Origin of the sequence: Burkholderia sp. E168m23, assembly GCF_016586125.1 — a bacterium.
In the GTDB taxonomy this organism is placed as follows: Bacteria; Pseudomonadota; Gammaproteobacteria; order Burkholderiales; family Burkholderiaceae; genus Burkholderia; species Burkholderia orbicola.
In genome coordinates this window covers 1-16,979 of record NZ_BCPP01000032.1, presented here as the reverse complement: position 1 = coordinate 16,979, position 16,979 = coordinate 1, and the positions used below count along the sequence as shown (strand labels likewise).

Annotated in this window: 17 protein-coding genes; 7 read left to right on the top strand and 10 right to left on the bottom strand. The window is 68.0% G+C overall.

The window, feature by feature from the left end:
* Nucleotides 1-979: multidrug effflux MFS transporter (locus JMF90_RS03220; RefSeq protein WP_201324956.1), on the bottom strand; the 979-nt coding region annotated here is incomplete at its 3' end.
* A 101-nt stretch (nt 980-1,080) separates the two neighbouring features.
* Here JMF90_RS03220 and JMF90_RS03215 point away from each other — a divergent pair.
* The 5 genes from JMF90_RS03215 to JMF90_RS03195 all read left to right on the top strand — a co-directional run bounded on the left by JMF90_RS03215 (nt 1,081) and on the right by JMF90_RS03195 (nt 8,041).
* Nucleotides 1,081-2,562, top strand: coding sequence for a PLP-dependent aminotransferase family protein (locus JMF90_RS03215; protein WP_011547830.1), 1,482 nt, complete (start codon nt 1,081-1,083; stop codon nt 2,560-2,562).
* 193 nt (nt 2,563-2,755) lie between these two features.
* Nucleotides 2,756-3,856: an ABC transporter substrate-binding protein gene (locus JMF90_RS03210; protein WP_011547831.1), complete on the top strand. Its 1,101-nt coding sequence runs from the start codon at nt 2,756-2,758 to the stop codon at nt 3,854-3,856.
* A gap of 108 nt (nt 3,857-3,964) precedes the next feature.
* The gene (locus JMF90_RS03205; protein ID WP_011547832.1) at nt 3,965-5,737 is read left to right on the top strand and encodes an iron ABC transporter permease; all 1,773 of its coding nucleotides are present in this window, start codon (nt 3,965-3,967) and stop codon (nt 5,735-5,737) included.
* Nucleotides 5,730-6,797, top strand: a complete 1,068-nt coding sequence (locus JMF90_RS03200) for an ABC transporter ATP-binding protein (RefSeq protein WP_125381466.1) — start codon at nt 5,730-5,732, stop codon at nt 6,795-6,797. Before JMF90_RS03205 ends, JMF90_RS03200 begins: the two co-directional genes overlap by 8 nt.
* A 152-nt stretch (nt 6,798-6,949) precedes the next feature.
* A complete protein-coding gene (locus JMF90_RS03195; RefSeq protein WP_011547834.1) occupies nt 6,950-8,041 on the top strand; it encodes a porin in 1,092 nt (363 codons plus the stop codon).
* A 145-nt stretch (nt 8,042-8,186) separates the two neighbouring features.
* On the opposite strand, the gene JMF90_RS03190 is transcribed toward JMF90_RS03195, so the two are convergent.
* Both JMF90_RS03190 and JMF90_RS03185 read right to left on the bottom strand, forming a co-directional pair.
* On the bottom strand, nt 8,187-9,149 hold the full coding sequence (locus JMF90_RS03190) for a zinc-binding alcohol dehydrogenase family protein (RefSeq protein ID WP_011547835.1): 963 nt from the start codon (nt 9,147-9,149) through the stop codon (nt 8,187-8,189).
* 32 nt (nt 9,150-9,181) lie between these two features.
* Nucleotides 9,182-9,433: a hypothetical protein gene (locus tag JMF90_RS03185; protein ID WP_006479165.1), complete on the bottom strand. Its 252-nt coding sequence runs from the start codon at nt 9,431-9,433 to the stop codon at nt 9,182-9,184.
* 95 nt (nt 9,434-9,528) lie between these two features.
* Between JMF90_RS03185 and JMF90_RS03180 the strand changes: the two genes are divergently transcribed.
* Entirely contained in the window at nt 9,529-10,320 is a 792-nt protein-coding gene (locus JMF90_RS03180; RefSeq protein WP_011547836.1) for a helix-turn-helix domain-containing protein, read from the top strand.
* Between the two features lie 75 nt (nt 10,321-10,395).
* Here JMF90_RS03180 and hpaI read toward each other — a convergent pair whose 3' ends face one another.
* Genes hpaI through JMF90_RS03145 form a run of 7 tightly spaced genes read right to left on the bottom strand, consistent with a single transcriptional unit; the run spans nt 10,396 to nt 16,310 of the window.
* The gene (gene hpaI, locus JMF90_RS03175) at nt 10,396-11,202 is read right to left on the bottom strand and encodes a 4-hydroxy-2-oxoheptanedioate aldolase (protein WP_011547837.1); all 807 of its coding nucleotides are present in this window, start codon (nt 11,200-11,202) and stop codon (nt 10,396-10,398) included.
* A 12-nt stretch (nt 11,203-11,214) separates the two neighbouring features.
* Complete coding sequence (gene hpaH, locus JMF90_RS03170; RefSeq protein ID WP_006479168.1) at nt 11,215-12,018, bottom strand: 2-oxo-hept-4-ene-1,7-dioate hydratase; 804 nt, start codon at nt 12,016-12,018, stop codon at nt 11,215-11,217.
* 19 nt (nt 12,019-12,037) lie between these two features.
* Entirely contained in the window at nt 12,038-12,430 is a 393-nt protein-coding gene (locus tag JMF90_RS03165; RefSeq protein ID WP_011547838.1) for a 5-carboxymethyl-2-hydroxymuconate Delta-isomerase, read from the bottom strand.
* Nucleotides 12,431-12,474: 44 nt separating this feature from the next.
* Entirely contained in the window at nt 12,475-13,323 is an 849-nt protein-coding gene (hpaD, locus tag JMF90_RS03160; RefSeq protein WP_011547839.1) for a 3,4-dihydroxyphenylacetate 2,3-dioxygenase, read from the bottom strand.
* Between the two features lie 46 nt (nt 13,324-13,369).
* Nucleotides 13,370-14,833 (bottom strand): 5-carboxymethyl-2-hydroxymuconate semialdehyde dehydrogenase, encoded by a 1,464-nt coding sequence (hpaE, locus tag JMF90_RS03155; protein WP_011547840.1) that lies wholly within the window; start codon nt 14,831-14,833, stop codon nt 13,370-13,372.
* A gap of 26 nt (nt 14,834-14,859) precedes the next feature.
* On the bottom strand, nt 14,860-15,624 hold the full coding sequence (locus tag JMF90_RS03150; RefSeq protein WP_006479172.1) for a fumarylacetoacetate hydrolase family protein: 765 nt from the start codon (nt 15,622-15,624) through the stop codon (nt 14,860-14,862).
* The gene (locus JMF90_RS03145) at nt 15,621-16,310 is read right to left on the bottom strand and encodes a fumarylacetoacetate hydrolase family protein (protein ID WP_011547841.1); all 690 of its coding nucleotides are present in this window, start codon (nt 16,308-16,310) and stop codon (nt 15,621-15,623) included. The genes JMF90_RS03150 and JMF90_RS03145 overlap by 4 nt, the downstream gene beginning before the upstream one ends.
* Nucleotides 16,311-16,462: 152 nt before the next feature.
* Here JMF90_RS03145 and hpaR point away from each other — a divergent pair, with 152 nt between their 5' ends.
* Complete coding sequence (gene hpaR / locus JMF90_RS03140) at nt 16,463-16,903, top strand: homoprotocatechuate degradation operon regulator HpaR (protein ID WP_012338289.1); 441 nt, start codon at nt 16,463-16,465, stop codon at nt 16,901-16,903.
* The last annotated feature ends 76 nt before the right edge of the window (nt 16,904-16,979 follow it).

Below are 16,979 nucleotides of genomic sequence, written 5' to 3'. Positions count from 1 at the left end.
AGGCCGGAATCGCGATCCCGACCGCGATCATCACGACGAACATCGGCGCGACGAGCGCCGTCACCGAAGCCGGCGCGAGCGCGCCGCCGACCCACAGCACGGCGGCGCCGACCAGATTGACGGCCGCCGCCGCCGCGATGACCGAATCGGCTGTCCGGCGCGTACCGGTCCTCGCGAACGCACTTGAACCGATCAGGTAGCCGAGCACGGTCACGCCGAAGATCGCCGCATAGACCGGCCCGGACACGCCGATGTGCCGCTGGAACAGCGTCGACGATTCCGCGATGAACGGATAGTAGGTGCAATAAGCAAAGCTGATCGCGAGCGAATAGCGCAGGAACCGCCGCTCGCGCAGCAGGCCGGCGTAGGTCCGCAGCAGCCCGGCGCCGGCGGGCGGCCGCGCGTCGCGCTCGCGGGTCTCGGGCAGGTAGCGCAGCACCATCGCGGTCGCGACCAGCCCGCCCGCCGCCAGCCAGCCGAACACGCCGCGCCAGCCGAGCCACTCGGCAATCGCGCTGCCGGCCAGCGGCGCGACCACCGGCGACAGCGCCATGCTCGCCGAAATATGGCCGAGCATCGTGGCCTGCGTCGCGGCCGGAAAACGCTCGCGCACGATCACCCGGCCGATCACGGTGCCGCAGCAGCCGCCCAGCGCCTGGAACACGCGCGCGGCGATCAGCGCCGGAATGCTGGTCGACCATGCGCAGGCAACGCTCGCGACGACGTACACGCACAGGCCGCCGAGCAGCACCGGCCGTCGGCGGTAGCGGTCGGACAGCGGCCCCGACACCAGCATCGACAGCGCATAGCCGACCATGTACAGGGTCAGCGTGAGTTGCAGCTGCGCGTCGGTGCCGTGCAGCGCATCCGCCATCGCGGGCAGCGACGGCAGGTACGCGTCGATCGTGACGCGCGGCAGGCACACGACGAGCATCAACAGGAACAGCCAGCCCCGGCGGGGTAATGAACGCGTCTTCATGCGGTAAGTCCGGATCGGCCGGATGAGTGGGGTCGACAGCAATCTAAGGCGAAAGTGATATAAGCTGAAGGACCATTAAATCGACTGTTGACTGGACCACTATGTCGCGAGGCAAAGCCGCGATTCCGCTGGACCTGCCGCGCCCTGCCGGGCTGTCGGGCGGCAGCCCGCACTCGAAGCAGGAATGCATCGCCGACACGATTCGCGACGCGATCCTGAAACGCCTGCTGCCCGGCGACAGTCCGCTGCCATCCAGCCGGACGCTGGCCGCGCGCTGGGACATCGCGCGCGGCACCGTCGAAGCGGCGTACGACATCCTGTGCGCCGAGGGCTACATCGCCCGCACGCAAGGCTCCGGCACACGCGTGTGCGCGGTGGTGCCGGACAGCTATCTGCGCGCGGCCGCGCGGTCGCAAGACGGCAGTCCGCTCCCCGCCACCCTCGCGTCCCCCGCATCCACCGCCCCGGCCGAGCCCGAACACGGCGTGCGTCCGGGCGTCCCGTTCGTCGCGCGGCTCGCCGACCCCGACCTGCTGCCGATGCAGCAATGGAAGAAGGCGCTCGGCGCCAGCCTGCTCGCCGCGACGGCGGACGACCTCGGTGCGACACCGGCACTGGGCGTCGAAAGCCTGCGCGCCGAGATCGCCGCGTACCTGCGGGAATACCGCGGCATCCCGTGCGAAGCCGGCGACATCGTCATCACAACCGGCATCCGCCACGCGATCGACCTCGTCGCACGCACGCTGCTCGCACCCGGCTCGACGGTGCTGATGGAAGACCCCGGCTATGCGTCGGCGTGGCAGATCTTCACGATCGCGGGCGCGACCGTGATCGACGTGCCGGTCGATCGGGAAGGCATCGACACCGCATCGCTGAATCGCCATCCCGATGCGCGCGCCGCATACGTGACGCCGGCCCATCAGGCGCCGCTCGGCGTCACGATGTCGGTCTCGCGCCGGCTCGAACTGCTCGACTGGGCGCAGCGCAACCGCACGTGGATCATCGAGGACGACTACGACGGCGAATTCAGCTACCAGACCGCCCCGCTGCCCGCGCTGAAATCGCTCGACGCGTGCGACCGCGTGATCTATTGCGGGTCGTTCAACAAGACGCTGTTTTCCGGGCTGCGCATCGGCTTCATGGTGGTGCCGGCGGCGCTGCGGCCGGCTCTGTCCGCCGTGTGGCACGCGACCGCGCGCTCGGTCGGCGTCGCGCCGCAACTGGCGCTGGCCCGCTTCATCGGTCAAGGCGATTTCGCGAAGCACCTGCGCGCCGCCCGCCACGCGTACCGCCAGCGGCGCGACATCGTGCTCGAGCAGCTGGAGAAACATGCCGGCGGCCGGTACACGGTGACGGGCGAGCACGCGGGCTTTCATTTCGTGCTGTGGCTGCCACCCGGCATCGACGATGCCACGTATGTCGCGCAAGCCCGCGCGGCCGGCGTCGAGCTGCAACCGGTCCGCGGCTTCTGTCGAAGCGCCCGCCGCGAAGCGGGCGTCGTCGTGGGCTATGCCGCGCTGACGGCCGCCCACGCGCGGCATGGCGGCCGCCTCCTCGGCCAACTGCTGGCCACTTCCGCGTAGCCCGCGCCCCAGCGTCGCCCCACCTTTCAAGCCCTGCCGCGCGCCGCGAAACCCGCGGCCGGCGCCGCGTCGACCTCGGGAAATCCATGACACGGACGGCACGATTGCGCACCGGAATGAAAGCAGGCTGAAAGTGCCTCGCAATTAACATCCGCGTCACTCGAACAAAACCCACGCATCACTGGAGGAAGACATGCCGTTTGCACCGAAGCAACTCGCCGCCGCGCTGGCGATCGTTCTGGGCACTGCCGCCGGCAGCGCCGCCGCGCAGGTTCCGGCCGGCTACCCGGGGAACTACCAGGGCGTGATCGACGCCGCGAAGAAGGAAGGCAAGCTGATCGTCTACTCGACGACCGACACGGGCCTCGTGCGTCCGCTGATCAAGGACTTCGAAAGCCTGTACGGCGTGAAGGTCGAGTACAACGACATGAACAGCACCGAGCTGTACAACCGCTACATCAGCGAGAACGCGGCGAGCAGCACCAGCGCCGACGTGCTGTGGAGCTCGGCGATGGACCTGCAGGTCAAGCTCGTCAACGACGGCCTGATGGCGTCCTACGATTCGCCCGAAAGCCAGAACGTGCCGCAATGGGCGCAGTACCAGAAGCAGGCGTACGGCACGACGTTCGAGCCGCTCGCGATCGTCTACAACAAGCGGCTGATCCCCGAGAACGAAGTGCCGACGACGCGCGCCGACCTGATCAAGCTGCTCACCACGCAGGCCGACAAGTTCAAGGGCAAGGTCACGACCTACGACATCGAGAAATCGGGCGTCGGCTTCAACTATCTGACCCAGGACGCGCACGTGAACGAGAAAGTCACGTGGGAACTCGTCAAGGCGATCGGCGCGACCGGCCCGAAGCTGCAGTCGAGCACGGGCGCGATGATGGAGCGCATCTCGTCGGGCGAGAACCTGATCGGCTACAACATCATCGGTTCGTATGCCTACGCAAAGGCGAAGAAGGACAAGTCGATCGGCTACGTGTTTCCGAAGGACTACACGCAGGTCGTGAGCCGTCTCGCCACGGTGTCGAAGAAGGCGAAGAACCCGAACGCCGCGAAGCTGTGGGTCGATTACCTGCTGTCGAAACGCGGCCAGACGTTGATCGCGAACCAGGCGAACCTGTACGCGATCCGCGCGGACGTGACCGGCGAAACGTCGGCCGCGAGCCTCACGAAGGAACTCGGCGATTCGCTGAAGCCGATCCAGATCGGCACCGGCCTGCTGGTCTATCTCGACCAGTCGAAGCGACTCGCGTTCCTGAAGCAATGGCAGCAGGCGATCAAGCGCTGATGCGCTGAGCCGCTGACCTCGGGCCGCCCGCCGCACCGCGCGCGGGCGGCCCCTTCCCCTTACCGACTTCCTTGAGGCGGCCATCCGGATGGCCGCAGGGGCGAACTCATGCTTTCAACCAGCACACGCGGCACGGCACCGGCCGTCCCGCCCGCCACCGGCCCGCGCGACGCGATTCCCGCGCTGCCGGTCAGCAGCCTGCAGCCGCTCGCCGGCATGCTGCGCTGGATCGTCGTCGCGGTCCTGACCGTCGCGGTCGCGCTGCCGCTCGGCTTCATCCTGTTCCAGAGCCTGCTGTCCGCGCCGTTCTTCGACGCGAACAAGACGCTCGGCGTCGAAGGCTTCCGTTTCATCTTCAGCGATCCCGACTTCTGGTCGGCCGTGAAGAACTCGTTCATCATCGCCGGCGGGATGCTGTTCATCTCGATCCCGCTCGGCGGCATCCTCGCGTTCCTGATGGTGCGCACCGACCTGCCCGGCCGCCGCTGGCTCGAACCGCTGCTGCTCACGCCGGTGTTCGTGTCGCCGATGGTGCTCGCGTTCGGCTACGTGGTCGCGGCCGGCCCGGTCGGCTTCTACTCGGTGTGGTTCAAGGCACTCTTCGGGGTACAGAACGTGCCCTGGAACGTGTATTCGATCTTCGCGATCACGGTGATCGTGGGCCTCACGCACGTGCCGCACGTGTACCTGTATTCGTCGGCCGCGCTGCGCAACCTCGGCTCGGACGTCGAGGAAGCCGCGCGCGTGACCGGCGCCCGCCCGTTCCGCGTCGCGCTCGACGTGAGCCTGCCGATGACGATGCCCGCGCTGCTGTTCGCCGGCGTGCTGGTGTTCTTCCTCGGTTTCGAGGTGTTCGGGCTGCCGCTCGTGCTCGGCGATCCGGAAGGCCACCTCGTGCTCGCGACCTACCTGTACAAGCTGACCAACAAGCTCGGCGTGCCGTCGTATCACCTGATGGCCGCAGTCGCCGTGTGCATCGTCGCGATCACGTTCCCGCTCGTGCTGCTGCAGCGCCGCCTGCTGAAGACCGCGAGCCGCTTCGTCACCGTGAAGGGCAAGGCCGGCCGCGCGACCGTGCTGCCGCTCGGCGTGTGGCGCTGGGTCGCGCTCGCGATCGTCGCGCTGTGGCTGATGCTGACCGTGATCGTGCCGATCTCGGGCATCGTGCTGCGTGCGTTCGTGACCAACTGGGGCGAAGGTGTCGCGCTCGCCGAAGTACTGACGCTGTCGAACTTCATCGAACTGTTCGAGCAGGACAACCTGGTGCGCGCGATCGTCAACACGCTCGGCATCGGCGTGATCGGCGGCGCGCTCGCGATCGGCTTCTACTCGCTCGTCGCGTTCGCCGGCCACCGCCGCCCCGACTGGGCGACCAAGCTGCTCGACTACCTTGTGCTGCTGCCGCGCGCGGTGCCGGGTCTCCTCGCCGGTCTCGCGTTCCTGTGGATCTTCCTGTTCGTGCCCGGCCTGCGCGAGCTGAAGAACTCGATGTGGAGCATCTGGATCGCGTACACGGTCGTGTGGCTCGCGTACGGGATGCGGCTCATCCAGAGCGCGCTGCTGCAGGTCGGCCCGGAACTCGAGGAAGCCGGCCGCAGCGTCGGCGCGACGCGCAGCCGCGTGTCGCTCGACGTGACGCTGCCGCTCGTGCGCTTCGGCCTGCTCGCCGCGTGGCTCCTGATCTTCATGATCTTCGAGCGCGAATACTCGACCGCCGTCTACCTGCTGTCGCCCGGCACCGAAGTGATCGGCGCGCTGCTCGTGTCGCTGTGGGCGACCGGCGCCGTCGATCAGGTCGCGGCGCTCTCTGTCATCAACATCGCGATGGTCGGCGCCGGTCTCGGCGTGGCCCTGCGCTTCGGAGTGAAACTTCATGGATAAGCTCATCGTCGACGATCTGCACCTCAGCTACGGCGCCAACCCGATCCTCAAGGGCGTGTCGTTCGAACTGAAGGCCGGCGAAGTCGTGTGCCTGCTCGGCGCGTCGGGCAGCGGCAAGACCACGCTGCTGCGTGCGGTGGCCGGCCTCGAACAGCCGTCGGACGGCCGCATCCAGCTCGACGACCGCGTGTTCTTCGACGGCGCGCGGCGCGTCGACCTGCCGGTCGAACAGCGCTCGCTCGGCCTCGTGTTCCAGTCGTACGCGCTGTGGCCGCACCGCACCGTCGCCGACAACGTCGGCTACGGCCTCAAGCTGCGCCGTGTCGCGCCGGCCGAACAGAAGCGCCGCGTGCAGACCGCGCTCGACCAGCTCGGCCTCGGCCATCTCGCGGAACGCTTTCCGCATCAGCTGTCGGGCGGCCAGCAGCAGCGCGTCGCGATTGCCCGTGCGCTCGTCTACAACCCGCCGGTGATCCTGCTCGACGAGCCGCTGTCGAACCTCGACGCGAAGCTGCGCGAGGAAGCGCGTGCGTGGCTGCGCGAGCTGATCGTGTCGCTCGGGCTGTCGGCGCTCTGCGTGACGCACGACCAGACCGAAGCGATGGCGATGTCCGACCGCATCCTGCTGCTGCGCAACGGCCGCATCGAGCAGGAAGGCACGCCGGCCGAGCTGTACGGCGCGCCGCGCTCGCTGTACACCGCCGAATTCATGGGCAGCAACAACCGGATCGACGCGCGCGTCGCCGCGATCGACGGCGAATGCGTGACGCTCGCCGGCGACGGCTGGGAGCTGCAGGCGCTTGCCCGCGACACGCTCGCGCCGGGCCAGGACGCCCAGGCCGTGATCCGCCTCGAACGCGTGCAGGTCGCCGACGGCCCGGGCGCGAACCGGCTCCAGGCCGACCTCGTCACGTCGATGTATCTCGGCGATCGCTGGGAGTACCTGTTCCATTGCGGCGAGATGCGCCTGCGTGCGTTCGGCCATGTACCGCGCGCGGCCGGCAAGCACTGGATCGAATTCCCGACCAACGACTGCTGGACGTTCGCGAAAGCGGGCTGACCCGATCGTGGCGGCCAGCGTGCCGCCGCCTGTCACTCCACGCAGCCGCCTTCCTGCCCGGCGGACGCTTCCCGGCGTCCGCCGCGGGCGATTGCGCGGTTGCGCGCCGTATCCGTTTCACCCAACCCACAAGAACCAAGGAGACACCGTCAATGAAGTCACGCGCAGAACGTTCGATTCGAACAGTAGTCCTCACCGGTTCAGCCGCGGCCGCCTGCCTCGCCGCGCCGGCCGCGCACGCGCAGTCGTCGGTCACGATGTACGGGATCATGGACGCCGGCATCGAATTCACGAACCATGCGGCACCACAAGGCGGCAATTCGGTCAAGCTGAAGTCGGGCAACAAGAACACGTCGCGCTGGGGCCTGCGCGGCGTCGAGGATCTCGGCGGCGGGCTGAAGGCCGTGTTCCGGCTCGAAAGCGGAATCGACCTCGCGAACGGCGCCTCGGACGACGGCCCCGACTCGATCTTCGCGCGCCGCGCGACGGTCGGTCTGAAAGGGAAATGGGGCGAGCTGTCGCTCGGCCGCAACTTCACCGTCACTTACGATTACATGCTGCCGTTCGACCCGATGGGTTACGCGCAGAACTACTCGTGGGCGACCTCGTCGATGGCGACCGGCGGCCGCAAGGACGGCCTGTTCACGCGCTCGTCGAACGCGGTGCGCTACGACGGCGAATTCAGCGGCTTCAAGTTCGGCGCGCTGTACGGGTTCGGCAACGTGCCGGGCAGCATGAAGACCAGCTCGAAATACGATTTCGCGGTGGGCTACGAGACGGGGCCATTCGCGGCGGTCGTCACGTTCGACCGGCAGAACGGCGCGGCCGACAGCGTCACGCCGGCCGATACAGTCAACTACATTCAGGGCATCCACGCGGGCCTGAGCTACGACTTCGGCAACCTGAAGACGATGGCCGGCTATCGCAACTATCGGCGCACGTTCCACACCACGGCCGCGAACCAGTTGAGCGACATGTATTGGCTCGGCGGGTCGTACCAGTTCACGCCGACGTTCTCGCTGATCGCGGCCGTCTATCACCAGAACATCAAGGGCGGCACGGATACCGATCCGACGCTGGTGTCGGTGCGTGCGCAGTACGCGCTGTCGAAGCGCACGGTGCTGTATGCGGCCGGGGCGTTCGCGATCGCGAAACACGACCAGAAGGTCGGCGTGTCGCGCGATTTCAACGGGTATGGCACCACGCAGGTCGGGGTGACGGCGGGGATTCAGCAGCGGTTTTGAAGCCGACGTGACGAGCGGCAGCGGTTGATCAGCCGCCCCGCCTGCTTTCCACGCTACGCGCGGCGGCATGACGGCGACCGGCCGAACGCTGCCGCGCAACTCGACGCTCACGCCGCATCCGGCCCGCTGCCTGGCGATGCGCTGCTCACTCGCCACGCATCGTGAACACCGGACGCACGACGCTGCTCGCATCGCCCCAGTGTTCACCGACCGCCGACAGCGGCACCGTGCGCGTGTCGATCGTGAGGCCCGCATCCCCGGCCGCCTCGAACACGCCGTGCACCGACGCCAGCAGGCGCGGCAACGGCACGCTGCCCAGGCCGCTGCCCATCAGCTCGATCGCGGTCGCGCGCAGCACGGCGCCCGGCAACAACACGTCCGCGCCGCTGATCGAGCCGATCTCCACGAAGCGCACCCGCTGTCCGCCAGGGGGCGCCTTCGCGGCGGCAACCAGCAGCGTCTGCGCGCTGGCGCCCCACAGATAATCGAGCACGACGTCCACGCCCGCGCGGAAATGCGGTTCGAGCGCCCGCGCCAGATGCACGTCGTCCTGCTGCAGCGACACCACCGCGTCCGCGCCGGCACTCAGCAACGCCTGCAGCGCGGCCGCGTTGCGGCCTGTCGCGATCACCTTCGCCGCGCCGAGATGCTTCGCGATCCGCACCGCGAGCCGCCCCGACGTCCCCGTTGCGCCGTTGACGAGCACCGTCTCGCCCGCGACGAACCCCGCGCGTTCGGTCAGCGCCGCCCACGACGACATCCCCGGAATCGCGATCGCCGCCGCCGTGACATCGTCGAGCGCGTCCGGCAGCGGCACGCACTGCGTATCGGGCGCGATCGTACGTTCGGCCATTGCGCCGAACGGCGCGGGCGCACCGAAGAAGTAGACGCGCCGACCATCTTCGAGACGCCCCACGCCGTCGACACCGACGACGAACGGATAACCGCCAACGGACGAATAATGCGTCCCCGCCGCACGCCCCTGCGCGATGCGGCTCAGCGCGGACGCCGTCACGTCGATCAGGCTGTGGCCCGGCATCGCGCCCGGCGGTTCGAACTCCGTATAAACCGGACGTTGTCCAGCGCCTTCAACGACTGCTGCTTTCATGGTGATTCCTTCAATTCTGGAGGGGTGGGCCTTTATCGGGCATCGAGCCATGCGCGCAGCGCGGGATCGCGTACTTCGAGCACGTCGAACAGGCCGAGCGCACGCAGCGCGGGCAATGCGTCGATCGCATCGGCCTCCGCGCGCGCCCTCTCGGCCGGCGCGGCGTTCGGATCGGTCAATACACGCGCATTGACCAGAAACGCGCCGACGGTCCCCTTGCGGATCGTCGTTCCGCCGGCATCGACTTGGTTGGCATGGTCGGGAAGCATCTGTTCGGCTCGCATCGCGTCTTGCTCCGGTTGTCATCGATGGACGCAGTGTAGGCGTGCGAAACCGGCCGATCTCCGGTATAACAGCCATTCGATACCGATATCCGGCCATGTCCGATCCGCTCCTGCCCGCCCGCTTCGTCACGTCCGACGACGGCCCGTTCGTGGTCGCCGCCGTCCTGTCGCAACGCGACCCGCGTATCACCGCGCCGCATTCGCATGCGCGCGGCCAGCTCGTCGGCGCGCTGAGCGGGCTGGTGACGATCGGCCTCGACGATCAGGAGTGGGTCGTGCCGGCGATCCATGCGATCTGGATTCCGCCGCATTGCCGGCATTCGCTGCGCTCGTTCGGGCCGATCGCCGGCTGGTCGGCGTTCGTCGCGGAAGCCCGCTGCGCGACGCTGCCGGCCACGCCGCGCGCGATCCGCACGACGCCGCTGCTGCGCGAAGCCGTGCAGCGTGCAGCGAGCTGGGGCGATGCCGATCTGGATGCCGCGCAGACCCGGATCGCCGACGTGATCCTCGATGAAATCGCGGCATCGGAAGCCGAGGCGCTGGGGCTGGTCCGGCCGCGAGACCCTCGGCTCGTGAAGATCACCGATGCGCTGGCTGCTGATCTCGCGAACGACCGGCGGCTCGAGGAATGGGCCGAATGGGCCGGCATCGGCGCGCGGACGATGAGCCGCCGCTTCGTCGCCGAAACGGGGCTGACGTTCGCGCAGTGGCGTCAGCAGGCCAGGCTGCTGCGGGCGCTGGAGCGCATTGCCGACGGCGTGCCGGTGACGACGATCGCGCTCGATCTCGGATACGACAACGTGAGCGCGTTCATCGACATGTTCCGGCGCGCGCTGGGGACGACGCCGGGGAAATACATGGAAACGGGAAGCCAAGCGCAGCGATAGGTGCGGCCATGCGCATGCATGAAGCCGCGCGGCGAAAAGCCGGCGGTCGGCACGGGAAAACCGCCCGCCGCCGCATCAATACGTGCCGTCGCCCTGCTTCACGGCGTCGTCGCCGTTTCGTTTGAACTGCGCGGCGAGCCGCTCCGCGCTCCGTGCCAGCAACGTCGTATCGACACCGACCGCGACGAACAACGCGCCCGCTTCCAGATAGCGCCGCGCGGCCGCTTCATCCGCGCTCAGGATGCCCGGCGCCTTGCCGGCCGCCTTGATCGCGCGGATCGCACCGTCGATCGCGGCCTGCACGTCCGGGTGCCCCGGATGGCCGAGATGGCCGAGATCGGCAGCAAGATCAGCCGGCCCGATGAACACGCCATCGACGCCGTCGACCCGCGCAATCGCATCGATCGCATCGAGCCCCGCGCGCGTCTCGACCTGCACGAGCACGGCCATCTCGTCGTTCGCGCGATGCAGGTACTCGCCGACGCGATTCCACCGCGACGCGCGCGCCAGCGCGCTGCCGACACCGCGCATCCCGTGCGGCGGATAACGCGTCGCGGCCACCGCCGCACGCGCCTCGTCCGCGCTCTGGACCATCGGCACGAGCAACGTCTGCGCGCCGAGATCGAGCACCTGCTTGACGATCACCGGATCGTTCCACGGCACGCGCACGACCGGATGCGACGGATACGGCGCGATCGCCTGCAGTTGCGCGAGGATCGTCGGGATCGTGTTCGGCGCATGTTCGCCGTCGATCAGCAACCAGTCGAAACCGGCGCCCGCGACCACTTCGGCGCTGTACGGATTCGCGAGGCCGAGCCACAGGCCGACCTGCGCGTCACCGCGCGCGAGCGCGGCCTTGAAGACATTCGACGGAATCTGCATCGTTCGCTCACCTCACTCGAAGTAGCACTGGATCGTCCCGAGCGGACCGTAGTCGACGCTGAACGTGTCGCCCGATCGCGCCGCGCAGGGCCGCGTAAACGACCCGCCGAGCACGATCTGCCCCGGCTCCAGCGCGACGTCGAAACGCGACAGCCGGTTCGCGAGCCACGCGACGCCGTTCGCCGGATGGTTCAGCACGCCGGCCGCGACGCCGGTTTCCTCGACCACGCCGTTGCGCGACATGATCGCCGCGACCCAGCGCAAATCGACGTCCTGCGGGCGCACCGGCCGGCCGCCGATCACGACGCCCGCGTTCGCCGCGTTGTCGGCGATCGTGTCGAACACCTTGCGCGGCCGCTTCGTATCGGGGTCGATCGACTGGCTGCGCGCGTCGATGATCTCGAGCGCCGGCACGACGTAATCGACGGCGTCGTACACGTCGAAGATCGTGCAGTTCGGCCCCGTGAGCCGCTTGCCCAGCACGAACGCGAGCTCGACCTCGACGCGCGGCACGATGAAGCGGCCGGTCGGGATCGTGCCGCCGTCGTCGAAGAACATGTCGTCGAGCAGCGCGCCGTAGTCGGGCTCGTCGATCTGCGACGTGTTCTGCATCGCCTTCGACGTGAGGCCGATCTTGTGCCCCTTCAGCGTGCGGCCTTCCGCGAGCTTGAGGGTCACCCACGCACGCTGGATCGCATACGCGTCGTCGATCGTGATGTCGGGATGGTCGAGCGAGATCTGGCGGATCTGCGTGCGTGCGCGCTCGGCGTCGTGCAGACGGTGCGCGAGCTGGTCGATGAGGGCGGGTTCGAGCATGGTCGGATCGGGAATGGGTTCAGCCGGCCCGCTTGTAGCGGGCGTGGATGTTGTTGTGCTTGTACGAGCCGCTTTCGCTGAACTCGGTCAGTTCCATCGACAGCGCGAGGTAGCGTTTCGCGTACAGCTCGGCGAAATGGGCCTTGATCGCATCGAACAGCGCGTCGCACGCCGCTTGTTTCGTTTCGTCGCTGCGGCCCGCGCCGATCTTCAGCGTCACGTGGACGAACGCGTCGTCCTCCGTGCCGTCCGCGACGCAATAGTCGTGCAGCTCGATCGCGCGCGAACGGATGCCGCCGGTCGGAAACACGCCGCCCTGCGCGATCAGCGTCGCGTTGATCGTGCGCAGCAGCGCGGGAATGCGGGCGTCGTCGCGGATGTTCGCGGTGTATTCGACGACGATGTGTGGCATGGCAACTCTCCAGTCGGATTCGAAGGCGTGGCGGGCGGCAACGCTCAGGGCAGCGGGAAGATCGCGTTGATCTGCCCGGTGCCGGAACTCGCGAAATAGTCGGTGACGATCTCGACCGGCTTGTCGTAGCGATCCCAGCCGAGCAGCCCGAGCAGCATCGCCGTGTCGTGCATGCCGCCTTCGCCGTGGCAATGCACGTTGTATTCGGGCAGCATCGCGCAGAAGGTCTTGAAATCGCCCTGCTTCCACAGCTCGACCACGCGCAGGTCGACCTGCCGGAAGAATTCGCGGCTGATCTGGTGAATCGATTCCTCGGGGCTGCCGTTGTCGTTGAAGCGGTGCGACAGCGAGCCACTCGCGAGGAACGCGACGTTCGAATCGCTCTTCTCGATCGCCTCGAGCAGCGCCTCGCCGAAGCGCCGGCTTTCGTCGAGCTGATGCCACATGCACCAGCCGGCAATCGACACGACCTTGAAGTGCTGGTCGCCGTTCATGTAGCGCATCGGCACGAGCGTGCCGTATTCGAGCTCGAGGCTGTCGATTTCGTGCGCACGCGTCGCGACGCCGCGCTCGGTGGCCGTTTCCGCGATCAGCCGGCCGAGCGCCGGGTTGCCCGGATACGCGTACTGCATGTCGCGGATGAAATGCGGCAGCTCGTTGCTCGTATAGGTGCCCGCGAACCGCGCATTGCAGTTCACGTGATAGCCGGCGTTGACGAGCCAGTGCACGTCCGACACGACGATCGTGTCGACGCCGAGCGCGCGGCAGCGCTCGCCGATCAGCTGGTGGCCGCGGATCGCCGCTTCACGGCAGCCGTGATGCTTGCCGGGCAGTTCCGACAGGTACATCGACGGCACGTGCGTGATCTTCGCGGCGAGGGACAGTTTGCCCATCGTTCAAGTCTCCCTATCGTTCTTGCGACAAAACGGCCGGCGCCCGTCACACGCCCCAGCGCGGAACGTGATGCGAACCCATCGAGATGCACACGTTCTTGATCTCCGCGAACACCTCGAAACTGTACTCGCCGCCCTCGCGCCCGGTGCCCGATTCCTTCACGCCGCCGAACGGCTGGCGCAGGTCGCGCACGTTCTGGCTGTTCACGAACACCATCCCGGCCTCGATGCCGCGCGCGAGCCGATGCACCTTGCCCACGTCCTGCGTCCAGATGTACGACGCCAGGCCGTACGCCGTGTCGTTCGCGAGCCGCAGCCCGTCGTCTTCGTCGTCGAACGGGATGATGCACGCGACCGGCCCGAAGATTTCTTCCTGCGCGATGCGCATCCGGTTGTCGACGTCGGCGAACACGGTCGGCCGCACGAAATTGCCGTTGCGCAGATGCTCGGGCAGCCCGGCCGGCTTGTCCGCGCCGCCCGCGACCACGCGCGCGCCTTCCTGCTCGCCGATGCGGATATAGCCCGTCACCTTCTCCCAGTGCTGGCGCGTGATCATCGCGCCGAGATTCGTGCCCGGATCGGTCGGATCGCCGACCACCAGGTTGTTCGCGCGGCGCGCGAATTCCTGCACGAAGCGGTCGTAGATCGTGCGCTGCACGAAGATCCGCGAGCCCGCGGTGCAGCGTTCGCCGTTGATCGAGAAGATCGTGAACAGCGACGCGTCGAGCGCGCGGTCGAAATCGGCGTCGTCGAAAATCAGCACGGGCGACTTGCCGCCGAGTTCCATCGAATACTTCTTGAGGCCCGCGCGCTCCATGATCCGCTTGCCGGTGACCGTGCCGCCGGTAAACGACACCGCGCGCACGTCCGGATGCCGCACGAGCGCATCGCCGGCCGTCGCGCCGTAACCCTGCACGACGTTCAGCACGCCCGGCGGGATACCCGCTTCGAGCGCGAGCCGGCCGAGCTGGTCGGCCGTCAGCGGCGACAGCTCCGACATCTTCAGCACGGCCGTGTTGCCGAGCGCGAGGCACGGCGCCGTCTTCCACGTGGCGGTCATGAACGGCACGTTCCACGGCGACACCAGCGCGCACACGCCGACCGGCTGGTACAGCGTGTAGTTCAGCATCTGGTCGTCGACCGGATAGGTGCGGCCGTTCATCTGCACGCACACTTCGGCGAAGAAGTTGAAGTTCTCGGACGCGCGCGGAATCAGCTGCTTGCTCGTCTGCGCGATCGGCAGGCCGGTATCCTGCGTTTCCAGCGCGGCGAGCATCGGCACGTTCTTCTCGATCAGCTCGCCGAGCTTGCGCATCAGCTTCGCGCGCTCCTTCGCCGGCGTGTTCGCCCATTTGGGGAACGCTTCCTTCGCCGCGCGCACGGCCGCATCGACCTCGGCCTCGCCGCCCGACGCGACGTCGGTGATGACGTCGCCCGTCGCCGGGTTCAGCGTCGTGAAGGTTTCGCGGCTCTCCACTTCGCGGCCGCCGATCCAGTGCTTGATGGTCATGTGCTCTCCTTCCTTGGGCGACGGGCTCAGCCGGCGCGATAGTAGTCTGCCTCGCCGACGATCGTGTTCACGAGCCGGCCGATTCCTTCGATTTCGGTCACGACCTCGTCGCCCGGCTGCGTGTCCGCCAGCCCCTCGGGCGTGCCGGTCAGGATCAGGTCGCCCGGCGAGAGCGTCATGAAGCTGCTGATGTGCTCGATCAGCGCCGGCACGTCGAACACCATGTCGCGCGTGCTGCCGCGCTGCGTCTCCCGGCCGTTCACCGTCGTGCGCAGCGTCAGGTCGCCCGCGTCGCCGATCTCGTCGCGGCTGACGAACCACGGCCCGAGCGGCGTGCAGGTGTCGCGGTTCTTCACGCGCAGGTTCGGGCGGTAGTAGTTCTCGAGATAGTCGCGGATCGCGTAGTCGTTCGCGACCGTATAGCCGGCCACGTAGTCGATGGCCTGCGCGCGGCTCACGTGGCGCGCGGGCCGGCCGATCACGACGGCCAGTTCGCACTCGTAGTGCATGTGCGTGGCGTCCGCGGGGCGCACGGTCAGCGACCGGTGACCGACGAACGTATTCGGCCCCTTCAGGAAAATCAGCGGCTCGCTCGGCGCGTTGAACGCGAGCTCCTTCGCATGGTCGGCGTAGTTCAGGCCGAGCGCGAACGTCGTGCGCGGCGCGACGGGCGGCAGCCACGCCACCGCGTCCTCGGCCACCACGCGGCCCGTATCGAGGCGGATCGCGCCGTCGCCGGCCGGTTCGGCCGCATGCAGTGCGCCGTTGTAGATCACGCGCGCCGTCTTCATCGCGCTTCCTCCGCGATCAGCGTATGCCTCAACGTGCCGATGCCGGCCGCGGCGATCTCGATCGTGCTGCCCGCACGGGCATGCGGTGCGCCGCCCGCGACGCCGAGCAACAGCACGTCGCCCGCGTCGAACGACATGAAGGCCGTCACGTCGGCGATCAGCGCGCGCACCGGGCGAATCAGCGTCGCGGTCGACGCGGATGCCGCCACTTCGCCGTCGATCCACACCGTCAGGCCGATCGCGTCGACATCGGCGAGCGCGGCGGCCGGCACGATCGTGGGCCCAAGCGGGCAGAAGCCGTCGCGGCACTTGAAGCGCACGGCCGGACGGTAGTAATCGGGATGCGGCACCGACACGTCGCTCGCGAGCGTGAAGCCGTGCACGTAGTCGAGCGCCCGCGCGGCCGGCACGCGCGTCGCGCGCCGCGCGAACACGACGGCCACCGACGCGCCGATCTCCAGCGTGTCGACACCGGCCGGCACGATCACGGCGGCGCCGTCGGCTGCATGCGTGTTGGCGGATTTGATGTACAGGATCGGCGCCTGCGGCGGGCGGCCGTAAGGCGGTGCGTTCACCGCATCGCCGAGCGCGTCGAGCGCCGCGCGCTCGTTGAGCAAGGCCCCGTAGACGGTACCGATGGCGACCGGCAACGGCGGCGCCGCGGCGGTCGTGCAAGACAGCTCCATGCGTCATTCCCCTGCCGCGCGTCGCGGCGCATCGTCAATAGTTAATATCTTAAGTAAACAATCGAGTGGTGGCAACCTCGATTACCCTGAGATGCGAAATTCATCAGCTTCGGCTGTTAAGATTGATGCGTCCCCGTCCTCTGCTCATCCCGATGAACCGTACGCTCGACCATCGCAACCTGGCCATGCTGCTGCTCGAGGCCCGCGAAACGCTGATGGGTCTGTTTCGCCCCATTCTCAAGGAATTTTCGCTGACCGAACAGCAATGGCGGATCATCCGCGTGCTCGACGGCGAACCGACGGAGGCGCTCGAAGCCGGACAGATCGCGAAACGCTGCTGCATCCTGAGCCCGAGCCTGACTGGCGTGCTGGAGCGGATGGAGCGCGACGGCCTGATCACGCGCACGCGCGCGCAGGAGGATCAGCGCCGGCTGCTGGTCAGCCTGACGCCGCAAAGCAGGAAACTGGTGACGGAGATCGGGCCGCGCATCGACGCGCAATATCGTCAGCTCGAGTCGCGGTTCGGCCAGGACGGCCTGGAAGACATCTACCGCGCGCTCGACCGGCTCATCGAGCTCGGCAGCCAGGCGTAAAGACGGCGCCCGCGCCCGCCACGCGCGGGAGCGGACGCCGCCGGTGCGACGCGGGCGGTCAGCGGGCGATCAGTAT

What these genes read in the sequence shown, in the direction of transcription:
- JMF90_RS03195 (WP_011547834.1), top strand. Translation starts at nt 6,950, where the DNA reads ATGAAGTCACGCGCAGAACGTTCGATTCGAACAGTAGTCCTCACCGGT.
- JMF90_RS03150 (WP_006479172.1), bottom strand. Translation starts at nt 15,624, where the DNA reads ATGAAGACGGCGCGCGTGATCTACAACGGCGCACTGCATGCGGCCGAA.
- hpaR (WP_012338289.1), top strand. Translation starts at nt 16,463, where the DNA reads ATGAACCGTACGCTCGACCATCGCAACCTGGCCATGCTGCTGCTCGAG.
- JMF90_RS03215 (WP_011547830.1), top strand. Translation starts at nt 1,081, where the DNA reads ATGTCGCGAGGCAAAGCCGCGATTCCGCTGGACCTGCCGCGCCCTGCC.
- hpaH (WP_006479168.1), bottom strand. Translation starts at nt 12,018, where the DNA reads ATGCTCGAACCCGCCCTCATCGACCAGCTCGCGCACCGTCTGCACGAC.
- JMF90_RS03190 (WP_011547835.1), bottom strand. Translation starts at nt 9,149, where the DNA reads ATGAAAGCAGCAGTCGTTGAAGGCGCTGGACAACGTCCGGTTTATACG.
- hpaI (WP_011547837.1), bottom strand. Translation starts at nt 11,202, where the DNA reads ATGCAGATTCCGTCGAATGTCTTCAAGGCCGCGCTCGCGCGCGGTGAC.
- JMF90_RS03185 (WP_006479165.1), bottom strand. Translation starts at nt 9,433, where the DNA reads ATGCGAGCCGAACAGATGCTTCCCGACCATGCCAACCAAGTCGATGCC.
- JMF90_RS03165 (WP_011547838.1), bottom strand. Translation starts at nt 12,430, where the DNA reads ATGCCACACATCGTCGTCGAATACACCGCGAACATCCGCGACGACGCC.
- JMF90_RS03180 (WP_011547836.1), top strand. Translation starts at nt 9,529, where the DNA reads ATGTCCGATCCGCTCCTGCCCGCCCGCTTCGTCACGTCCGACGACGGC.
- JMF90_RS03210 (WP_011547831.1), top strand. Translation starts at nt 2,756, where the DNA reads ATGCCGTTTGCACCGAAGCAACTCGCCGCCGCGCTGGCGATCGTTCTG.
- JMF90_RS03200 (WP_125381466.1), top strand. Translation starts at nt 5,730, where the DNA reads ATGGATAAGCTCATCGTCGACGATCTGCACCTCAGCTACGGCGCCAAC.
- hpaE (WP_011547840.1), bottom strand. Translation starts at nt 14,833, where the DNA reads ATGACCATCAAGCACTGGATCGGCGGCCGCGAAGTGGAGAGCCGCGAA.
- JMF90_RS03145 (WP_011547841.1), bottom strand. Translation starts at nt 16,310, where the DNA reads ATGGAGCTGTCTTGCACGACCGCCGCGGCGCCGCCGTTGCCGGTCGCC.
- hpaD (WP_011547839.1), bottom strand. Translation starts at nt 13,323, where the DNA reads ATGGGCAAACTGTCCCTCGCCGCGAAGATCACGCACGTGCCGTCGATG.
- JMF90_RS03205 (WP_011547832.1), top strand. Translation starts at nt 3,965, where the DNA reads ATGCTTTCAACCAGCACACGCGGCACGGCACCGGCCGTCCCGCCCGCC.